Consider the following 8,411-nt stretch of genomic DNA (forward strand, 5'->3'; position numbering starts at 1 on the left):
TTTCCTTGCTTTCGCTGAAGCCATACAGCACCGTGCCCAGGCTGGCCTTCTTGTTGTCGAGCACATCGAGCCACCAGGCGAAGCCGTCGTTGTCGGGCTGGCGGTGCAGGGCGTAGTCGTAGATCTTGGTCAGCATTTCCCTGTTGCTGACGTTGACGCCATACATCTTGGCGAACTCGGCCGATTTGGTGAACTCCAGCGCCACCGACTCCATCGTGGTGCCGTTATCCACCGCCTTCAGCCAGTAGCCGAGGCCGGCCTCGTCCGGCTTGCGGTTGAAGATGGCCTGGTACAGGCGGAACAGCTGGCCCGCCTTGCCGTCGATATCGAGCGCCTTGTCGCCGTCGGCGAAGTGCAGGCGCTCGACCCCGGTCACGCTATCCAGGCTGGTGCTGCTGCTGATGCTGAAGCCGTTGGCCGTGGCGGTGACGCTGTGGTCGGCACGCTTGCCGGCGAAGTTGACGGTGTCCAGACCAGCGCCGCCATCGATGGTGTCATCGCCGCCGTTGCCGGTGATGAAGTCGTTGCCGGCGCCGCCGCGCAGCACATTGGCTTCCGTGGTGCCAAAGAGCTTGTCGTTGCCGCTGCCCCCGTTGGCGTTTTCAAATTTGCTGCCATAGTTGATGGTGATCTGCCCCGCCTGGCCGATACTGATCCCCTTGCTACCGACATAATCCCAGTGTCCGGCTTCCAGATGCAGGGTGAGGTCGTGGCTCAGGCCACTGCCATCGATGGTATCGGTACCGGCGCCGTCCCACAGCATGTGCGAGCGGACGCTGTCCAGCTTGTAAGTGTCATCGCCGGTGCGCATCGTGGTGCTGGGGCCGTACAGGTATTGCAGCGCTGCGATGTGCAGCGGACTCAGGTTGGTGGACATGGTGCTGTCCCCACCCAAGCCCAGTACATGCATGAGGTGCATGTTCAACTCAGGGAGCAGGCTGCGGATAGTGCCGCTGCCGGGTTTGCCAAGGTAAATATCGGCGCCATTGCTGGACAGTTCCGCAAACGCGAACTTGCCTTTGCCGAGTTCGGCGGACGAGTGGATTTCCAGCGCGTTGCTGCCAGCCTGGGTACCAAACCTCAGCCCGCTGTGCGCGGCAATGCTGGCCAGCAGGTCGTCCACCATGGCCCGCTCGGCCTCGGTCAGGGGCGCGGCGTTGCCATCGGCCCGGTAGTGAACGTTCAGCACCGGGTCCTGTCCGAGGTAAGCGCGCAAGTCCTGGCGCAAGGCGATGGCGTCGGACGTGTCTAGCAACTGCTCGATCCAGGCCGGAGCTTTGCCGGCGATGAGGCGGACGTCGGTGCTGGCCTGCGCGGTCAGGGCCGCTGCGTTGGCCGCGCCGCCATCGTTAAAGATCCAGTCGATCTTCACCGTTGCGTTGGCGTCCAGGTCGGCCGTGTTGCGGTAGGCGATGCCACGCAAGGCCAGATTGACCAGGGCTTGGGTGGCGTTGGCGTTGAAGTCAAGCCGCAGGCTGCCGGCGCCGGATTGCACCGAACCGATGATCTCGCCCCCGACCACGATATTGCCGTCGATGAAGCTCAACCTGCCCGTGGCGTCGAAGGAGTCGGACGCATTCGGGCCGCCATGCCTTTGCAATACCAGGCTGGCGCCCCGGTAGCCGGCGACGGCGAGCTCCTGGTCTTGCAGGATGATGCCGCTGTTCAGTGCAATCGCTGCATGTCCTTCTTTGTAGTTGACGGTATTGCTGCTGCCGGTGCCGGCTGCGCCGAAGGTCAGGTCGCGCGTGCCGTTCGCATTGAAGCTGTGAATGGCGTACTCGGAAGCTGGCCCGCCCAGGCCCGAAATGAACAGGCGGCCGTCGCGCATCTCCACCAGGTTATGGGAAAAAGTGCTGCCCGCGCTCCGGTCGCTGGTGGCGAAGCCATTGGTGCCAAAACTGGTGTCGACCTCGCCATTGGCACGCAAGGCGAGCAAGCTGTACTGGCCGCTGGCGGGTGAACTGTTAAGGATGCTGCCGCCGGCGATAATGCTGCCGTCCTGGCGTACCAGCACCGACGTGACCCAGGCGCCGAGCAGGGTGCCGCCGGCCTGTTCGGCGGACGATGGTGGCGAACCCGGGAAAACCACGGTCTTGCCGCCATTGCCAAATTCCTGGTCGAGCGTGCCGTCGGCGTTCAGCCGCGCAATGCCGTACATGGAGGTGATGCCGGGCGTGTTGTGCCCGTAGGCAACGCTGGCCGTGACAATTTTCCCGTCGGGCTGGATGGCCAGGGCTTGGATCTGTGAAACTGGCGAATCGAAGGCGACGATGGTGCTGCCGCCATTGCCAAACGACGTATCCGGGCTGCCGTCGGCATTGATGCGGTAGATGACCGCTTCGTTCGCGCTACCATTTTTGCGCGAGCCCACAGCAAGGATTTTGCCGTCGGCTTGCAACATGGTCTTGTGGAGGAAAATATTATCGCCCTGGATTTTCGCGGTCCCCTGCTCGCCAAAGCCAAGGTCCAGCTCGCCTTTGCTCGTGAAGCGGCTAATGGCGATGGCGTTGTTGCCCGGCGCCGATACCGGCCCGGAACCCGATGTGCCGACCACCAGGAATTTCCCGTCAGGGGTGGCCAGCATGCCGGTCGCTTCTTCACGATCGCCGGGATTGGCGGAGACCCAGCCCTGGCCCTTGGCAAAAGTCTTGTCGACCGTTCCATCGGCGTTCAAGCGGTAGAGGACGAAGCCGCTCGGATCGGTGTCGCGCGAAGTGCGGTAAGTTCCACCGACGACGACTTTGCCATCGGGCATCAACTGAAAACCGTTAGCTTCGACGCTGAAATAGGTGTTGTCTTGCCCGAATCGTACATCGGGCGTGGTGCCGACTGCAGAGTGCAGGGTGCCATCGGGATTGATGCGCAGGATCGTGCTGCCGCCGCCAAGACTGATCAGCCGGCCATCGGGTTGAAGCGTTTGCCCGTGGGCGTGAAGATAATCCGCGATCTTGCCGGTGGCCCCGGTATGGTTGGCGATGAGGGAGGGAGCGGTATTGGTCGACATGTTGCACAAGATAAAATTCAATTGGCAGCATGTTAACGACCATTGTGGCCGCTTGCAAGAAATGCAAACTCATTGCGTTTCCCTGCAATGAATTCCGGGCGCCGCGGGAAGGGCGCCCGGATACGCCCGCTTACGCGGCGGCTTGGGCAATGCCGCTGGCGCTCTCCGCCCGGGCCGCGATCTGGCGGTTGATGGCGCTCAGCACCGCCTTGAACGAGGCGGTGACGATATTGCTGTCGATGCCGGCGCCGAACAGGGTCGGGCCGCCGTCCAGGCGCAGCTCGACATAGCAGGCCGCCTTGGCGTTGGCGCCATGGCCGATGGCGTGCTCGTGGTAGTCCATCAGCGTCACGTCCAGGCCAAGCGCATCGACAAAGGCGTCGATCGGGCCGTTGCCGCCGCCCTGCAGCGAGAGCGATGCCTTGTTGTGGATCAGGCCAATGTCGATCTGCACCGGCTCGTCGCTCGAGCTGTCTTCCACCATCTTGTGCGAGGCGTAAGCGTAAGGCGTGGTTTGTGCCAGGTATTCGTTCTCGAAGATGCGGTAAATGCCTTCGGAGGTGATTTCCAGGCCGGTCTGGTCGGCCACCTTCTGCACCGCGCGCGAGAACTCGATCTGCAGGCGGCGCGGCAATTCAAGGCCGTAGTCCTGTTCCAGCAGGTAAGCCATGCCGCCCTTGCCGGACTGGCTGTTGACGCGGATGACCGCGTCGTAGCTGCGGCCCACGTCCTGCGGGTCGATCGGCAGGTAAGGGATTTCCCACGGCGCGCCTTCCTGCTGCTTGGCAAAGCCCTTCTTGATCGCGTCCTGGTGCGAGCCGGAGAAGGCGGTGAACACCAGGTCGCCCACGTACGGGTGGCGCGGGTGCACCGGCAGCTGGTTGCATTCTTCGACGATCTTGCGCACGGCGTCGATGTCGGAGAAGTCCAGGCCCGGATGCACGCCCTGGGTGTAGAGGTTGAGCGCGAGGGTGACCAGGTCGACGTTGCCGGTGCGTTCGCCGTTGCCGAACAGGCAGCCTTCGACGCGCTCGGCGCCGGCCATCACGGCCAGTTCGGCGGCGGCGATGCCGGTGCCGCGGTCGTTATGCGGGTGCACGGAGATGATGATGGAATCGCGGCGCTGCAATTTGCGCGACATCCATTCGATCTGGTCGGCGTACACGTTCGGGGTCGAGCATTCGACCGTGGCCGGCAGGTTGACGATCATTTTCTTCTCGGGCGTCGGCTGCCAGATGGCGGAGACGGCGTCCACGATATGCTTGGCGAAATCGAGCTCGGTGGTGGAGAACGATTCCGGAGTGTATTCATAGGTCCAGTCGGTTTCCGGATGCTGCGCCAGCAATTCCTTCACCAGCTTGGTGCCATTGGTGGCGATGGCGGTGATCTCTTCGCGGCTGGCGCCAAACACCACCTTGCGGAACACCGGGGCGGTGGAGTTGTACATGTGGACGATGGCGCGCTTGGCGCCGATGCAGGACTCGACCGTGCGGCGGATCAGCTCTTCGCGCGCCTGGGTCAGGACGATGATGGTGACGTCGTCCGGGATGCGGTTTTCCTCGATCAGCTTGCGCACGAAGTCGAAGTCGGTCTGCGATGCGGAAGGGAAGCCCACCTCGATTTCCTTCAAGCCCACCTTGAGCAGCAGTTCGAAGAACTTGATCTTCTTCTCCACGCTCATCGGCTCGATCAGGGCCTGGTTGCCGTCGCGCAGGTCGGTGCTCATCCAGATGGGCGGCTTACTGATGACGGCGTTCGGCCAGGTGCGGTCGGTCAGGCCGACGGTCGGGTATGGACGATATTTGGCGGCAGGGTTCTTCAACATCATGGTGATACTCCTGTGATTTTCGAATTCTTGGAAACCGGGGCGTGGCGCTTGCGCAGCCAACGCGGGTACTGCTGGGGGTATTCAGGCGCGTGCCAGTAGTAGCGCCCCTAGGGATAGGGCGCCTGGCAGGTGTGCAGAGATGTGCAAATGCGAGGTCATGTCGTCCAATGTACGGCACCGGATTTGCCCCTGTCAAGGAAAAATCTCAGCGGCAATTTGCGACGTTTCCGCGCTTTACGGTGCTAAAATCCCCTTACTGGCGAGGAATAATCGGATATGGATAAGATTGATCGAGAAATAATCGGGCTTTTGCGCGATGATGCGAGGATAAGTTTTAAGGATCTGGGCGAGCGCGTGAACCTCAGCGCCAACACCGTGGCCGACCGCGTGCGGCGCCTGGTGGCGGAAGGGGTGATCCTGGCGTTCGAGGCGCGGGTCGACCATGCGGCGCTCGGCCTGCACCTGCAGGCCTATATCGACATCAAGCTGAAAGCGGGCATGAACACCCACGAGTTCGAGGAGATCGTGAAGACCATCCCGGGCGTGCTGGAAGTGGCGCTCCTGACCGGCAACTACGACGGCCTGCTGCGCGTGGCCTGCCGCGACCAGGCCCATTTACTTAGCCTGATCGACGCCTTGCGCGACCGGGCCGGCGTGCAGGAAACCTACAGCCGCGTGATCCTGCACCAGATGCCGGTGCGCGCGCCATTACAATAGGCGACATGCAAAAACTGAATACAGAACTCAAGCGGCTGTACCTGGCCGAGCCGGAAGCGGAAGCGGCGGGCCTGACGCGCGCCATCTCACTGGCATTCCGGCGCCTGCCGGACGACGCGGAAGACGGGCATTGGGAGCGCTTGTGCGTGGTAGCGAACGCGCTGCAGACAGCGCTGGCACTGCCCGCGCCGGCGGTCAGCATTTCCGGCGATGGCGCGTATGGCCTGTGGCTGTCGCTGGCGCAGCCCGTGCCGCTGGCGCAGGCACGCGAGTTTGCCGGGCTGCTGTGGGATGCTTATTGCCCCGCGCTGAAGCCGGCCGCCGTTGGCGCCGCCCCTGCATCGGCGTCGACGCTGCCGCCGCGCCTTGATCCGGCCAGCGGCAAGTGGGCCGCCTTCATCAACCCCGGCATGGGTGCGTCTTTCGCCGGCGACGAAGGGCTGGAAATACAGCCGCCGGAAGCGGGGCAGCTGACATTGCTGGAACGCCTGGAGTGCATCGCGCCGGAGCAGTTTGCGCGCGCACTGGACCAATTGCGCCCCGCTGGCGCTGCAGCCAGCCAGGCGGCGGGCGCGGCGCCGCAGCCAAGTGCGGCGCAGGATGGCCTGCTGTTGCGGGACGCCACGCTGGAGGATATCGTGAACTTCCTCCATTCGAAGAACATCGAACCGACTTTCCGTTTCCTGAAATAGGGCCGCGGAGGTCCAGTCAGGGCAGCATGTCCAGTGCCGCCTGCACCGCGCGCACGGCGGCATCGGGTTTCTCCATGTGGATGGCGTGCCCGGCATCGGCCACAACTTCGTTGCTGCCGCGTGTGGACAGGGCAGCCACCTCGTCCTGCATCGTTTTATTGGCGGCCTCGATCGCCTTGTTGGTTGCGCTGGGTTCCTGGCCTGGGACCAGGTAGGGGCTCACGCCACGCGTGCGCACCACCAGCGGCATATCGCCAAACGGCTTGCGTGACTTGCGCAACTGGGCCGGGCTGACGTCGTACAGCTGTGAATTCTCGGCGATGCTGGCGTGCCAGTGCTTGGGCATCGCTTTCTGGCGTGCCAGGGCGGCCTGCAGGGCGGGGCCCCATGGTTCCTGGCCGCCTTGCACGCAGACGCCTTCCAGCTCGCTGCCGGCGACAAAGCCTTTTCGCGCTTGGGCCAGGCACGTCTTGTCCATCTCCCACAGCTGGCGCGTGCGGCGTGTGTAGGCTCCGTTGGTCAGCTTGTCCAGGCGCGGCGCTTCATCCTCATGTTGCGCATCCAGCAGGACCAGCGCGGCCACGTCTTTCGGGTGGCGGTAGGCGTACTGCTGCACGATCATGCCGCCGTAGGAGTTGCCGGCCAGGACAAACGGCGGCTTCAGGCCCGCCTTGCGCAGCAGGGCATGCAGGTCGTCCACCGCGTGGTTGATGCTGCCGGCGCGCGGGCTGGCGTCGCTGAAGCCGAATCCTGCCCGGTCATAAATGCAGGCGCGGGCGCGCTTGGCGATTTCCGGCTGCACCAGCGCCCAGTCGGAGCCCGGGCGGCCGGAACCAGAGGAGAAAATCACGGTGGTGTCGCCGCTGCCCTGGCAGTGCAGGTGCAGCTTGCGTCCGCCGATGTCCACCAGCTGTTGCGGGGAGGCGTACACGGCGTGGTCGGCTTCCGCTGCGAGGGTGGCAAACGGGGCGAGCAGGGCAAGGGTGGCGTAGACGGTGCGAAGTTTCATGGACTAGTGGGAATTTGCATAAGCGGTTATGTAAACGGATGGTAGTTGGGTATTTGTAAATTTGTCAAACTTAATTTTCTACCAGCGCATCATTGGAAGCGGGTTGAATGGGTGGCGCAAGGCGCGCTTGACGCTGAGCTGGAGCAGCCGCAGGTGGAAGCCGTTGTCGGGGAAGGCCGCCTGCACCTGGCGGATAAAGCTGCGCGGCAGCCCGTGGCGTATGACGCCGGCCGTGACATCGACCCAGTCGGCCTGGCGGAAGGCTTCCACCAAGGCGGTGTGGTGCGGCGCGCAAGCGGTGACCTTGTGGTGCATGGCTATCATGGCGACGATTTCGTCGGACCAGGCGGCGTGTCCCTTGTTCTCCAGCCAGTTGCGCGCCTGCTGCTCGGAGGGCGGCAAGTAATCGAAGGTGTCGTGGGTCCAGATGCCGATGTCGTGGAAGGCGGCGGCGATGGCCAGCTTGTCCAGTTGGTCGGGATCGCCGCCGGCCAGCGCGTGGGCGAAATTGATGATGCGGTAGCAGTGATTGCGATAGGCGGATAAATCACCGCCGATGGCCGGCGCGCGCTGCTCAAGCAGTTCGTCGAACAGCGCGAGCCGGGTGAGCATGGCTCAGGCGGCGACTTGCACGCGCGGTTCGCCGGCGGCCATTTCGCCGATCACGGCGGCGTGTTCGAAGCCGTGGCTGCGGAACAGGGCCAGTACTTCATCAACGCTGGCCGGGTCGCAGGAGACCAGCAGGCCGCCCGAGGTTTGCGGGTCGGTCAGCAGGGTGTGCTGCGGCTGGGTGATATTCGGCGACAGCAGCACGTCCTTGCCGTAGGCATCCCAGTTGCGGCCGGAGGCGCCGGTGAAGAAGCCGTCGTGCGCCAGCTTTTCCACGCCGGGCAGCAGCGGGATCTGCGCCATATCCAGCCTGGCGGTCAGCTTGGCGCCGCGCGCCAGTTCCAGCAGGTGGCCCAGCAGGCCGAACCCGGTCACGTCGGTCAGGGCGTGCACGCCCGGCAGTTCGGACAGCGCCTTGCCCGGCTTATTCAGCTTGGTGGTGTTCTCGATCATGGCCTTGTAGCCTTCGTCGCCCAGCACGCCTTTCTTCAGCGCGGCCGACAGCACGCCCACGCCCAGCGGCTTGCCCAGCACCAGCACGTCGCCGGC

General features: G+C 63.9%; 7 protein-coding genes. 2 read left to right on the forward strand and 5 right to left on the reverse strand.

Annotated elements, in window-relative coordinates; genetic code table 11:
- Window positions 1-3,007: DUF4214 domain-containing protein (locus ACE3TQ_RS26530; RefSeq protein WP_374586698.1), on the reverse strand; the 3,007-nt coding region annotated here is incomplete at its 3' end.
- A 130-nt stretch (window positions 3,008-3,137) separates the two neighbouring features.
- On the reverse strand, window positions 3,138-4,835 hold the full coding sequence (gene leuA / locus ACE3TQ_RS26535; RefSeq protein ID WP_374586700.1) for a 2-isopropylmalate synthase: 1,698 nt from the start codon (window positions 4,833-4,835) through the stop codon (window positions 3,138-3,140).
- Window positions 4,836-5,111: 276 nt separating this feature from the next.
- On the opposite strand from leuA, the gene ACE3TQ_RS26540 reads away from it, so the two are divergent.
- Together ACE3TQ_RS26540 and ACE3TQ_RS26545 are read left to right on the forward strand one after the other, a co-directional pair.
- Window positions 5,112-5,552, forward strand: a complete 441-nt coding sequence (locus tag ACE3TQ_RS26540) for an Lrp/AsnC family transcriptional regulator (protein WP_374586702.1) — start codon at window positions 5,112-5,114, stop codon at window positions 5,550-5,552.
- A gap of 5 nt (window positions 5,553-5,557) precedes the next feature.
- Window positions 5,558-6,244, forward strand: a complete 687-nt coding sequence (locus ACE3TQ_RS26545; RefSeq protein WP_374586704.1) for a hypothetical protein — start codon at window positions 5,558-5,560, stop codon at window positions 6,242-6,244.
- Between the two features lie 16 nt (window positions 6,245-6,260).
- On the opposite strand, the gene ACE3TQ_RS26550 is transcribed toward ACE3TQ_RS26545, so the two are convergent.
- From ACE3TQ_RS26550 to selD, 3 genes are all read right to left on the reverse strand, one after another.
- Complete coding sequence (locus ACE3TQ_RS26550) at window positions 6,261-7,253, reverse strand: alpha/beta hydrolase (protein WP_374586706.1); 993 nt, start codon at window positions 7,251-7,253, stop codon at window positions 6,261-6,263.
- Between the two features lie 78 nt (window positions 7,254-7,331).
- On the reverse strand, window positions 7,332-7,865 hold the full coding sequence (locus ACE3TQ_RS26555; RefSeq protein WP_374586708.1) for an HD domain-containing protein: 534 nt from the start codon (window positions 7,863-7,865) through the stop codon (window positions 7,332-7,334).
- A 3-nt stretch (window positions 7,866-7,868) separates the two neighbouring features.
- The coding region (gene selD, locus ACE3TQ_RS26560; RefSeq protein ID WP_374586710.1) for a selenide, water dikinase SelD at window positions 7,869-8,411 on the reverse strand (543 nt) is incomplete at its 5' end.

Origin of the sequence: Pseudoduganella sp. (genome assembly GCF_041914865.1) — a bacterium.
Classification (GTDB): Bacteria; Pseudomonadota; Gammaproteobacteria; order Burkholderiales; family Burkholderiaceae_D; genus Rugamonas.

What these genes read in the sequence shown, in the direction of transcription:
- ACE3TQ_RS26555 (WP_374586708.1), bottom strand. Translation starts at nt 7,865, where the DNA reads ATGCTCACCCGGCTCGCGCTGTTCGACGAACTGCTTGAGCAGCGCGCG.
- ACE3TQ_RS26545 (WP_374586704.1), top strand. Translation starts at nt 5,558, where the DNA reads ATGCAAAAACTGAATACAGAACTCAAGCGGCTGTACCTGGCCGAGCCG.
- leuA (WP_374586700.1), bottom strand. Translation starts at nt 4,835, where the DNA reads ATGATGTTGAAGAACCCTGCCGCCAAATATCGTCCATACCCGACCGTC.
- ACE3TQ_RS26550 (WP_374586706.1), bottom strand. Translation starts at nt 7,253, where the DNA reads ATGAAACTTCGCACCGTCTACGCCACCCTTGCCCTGCTCGCCCCGTTT.
- ACE3TQ_RS26540 (WP_374586702.1), top strand. Translation starts at nt 5,112, where the DNA reads ATGGATAAGATTGATCGAGAAATAATCGGGCTTTTGCGCGATGATGCG.